This is a genomic window from Brachyspira innocens ATCC 29796 (assembly GCF_000384655.1).
GTDB classification, from domain to species: Bacteria; Spirochaetota; Brachyspiria; order Brachyspirales; family Brachyspiraceae; genus Brachyspira; species Brachyspira innocens.
On sequence record NZ_ARQI01000001.1, the window covers coordinates 1 to 1,028 of the forward strand.

The 1,028-nt window shown below is 26.4% G+C and carries 1 pseudogene; it reads left to right on the forward strand.

The annotated features are described in order from the left end of the window. Positions 1-1,028: pseudogene (locus F811_RS16555) on the forward strand (hypothetical protein); the annotation flags it as partial.

Genomic DNA, 1,028 nt, shown 5'->3' on the forward strand with positions numbered 1-1,028 from the left:
ATATCTGGTTTAAGAAAAAGTCATGAAGATTTGGAAAGTTCTATCAAAGAAAATAATAGTAAATATGATGAGCTTATTAATAATTTGGGCAGTAAGTTTGACAGCAGTATAGAAGAGGCTAAAAAAGAATTAGATAATTTAAGTTCTAAGCTATGGCAAGAAAAAGAATATAATAAAAATAAATTAGATGAATTATCTAGCCAAATAGAAAACAGTAAAGAAGAGCAATCAAAGTTCTTTGAAGAAGAAAAAGAAAATATCTCCAAATTAAAAGAAGAGTTGGAAGTAAGCATTACAAAGAAAATAGACAGTAACAATGCCAACTATAATAATGTAATGCTAGAACAGAATCTCAAAACTTTTAAAGAAATATCATCTTTAAGAAAAAGTCAGAAAGATTTAGAAAGCTCTATCAAAGAAAATAACAGCAAATATGATGAGCTTATTAATAATTTAGGCAGTAAATTAGAAGAACAGCAAGAATATAATAAAAGTAAGTTAGAAGATTTATCCAGTAATATAGAAAATGCTAAAGAAGAGCAATCAAAATACTTTGAAGAAGAGAAAGAAAATATATCTAAATTAAAAGAAGAGTTGGAAGTAAGCATTACAGAGAAAATAGAAAAGAATAATGAAAATAATAATAACGTAATGCTAGAGCAGAACTTAAAAACTTTCAAAGAAATTTCTAATTTAAGAAAAAGTCATGAAGATTTGGAAAGCTCTATCAAAGAAAATAACAGCAGATATGATGAGCTTATTAATAATTTAGGCAGTAAGTTTGACAGCAGTATAGAAGAGGCTAAAAAAGAATTAGACAGTTTGAGTTCTAAACTAGCGGAACAAAAAGAATATAATCAAAACAAGTTAGAAGAATTATCTAGCCAGATAGAAAATAGTAAAGAGGAACAATCAAAGTTTTTTGAAGAAGAAAAAGAAAGTCTTTCCAAATTAAAAGAAGAATTACAGGAAAGTATTACAGAAAAAATAGACAGTAACAATGCCAACTATAATAATGTAATGCTAGA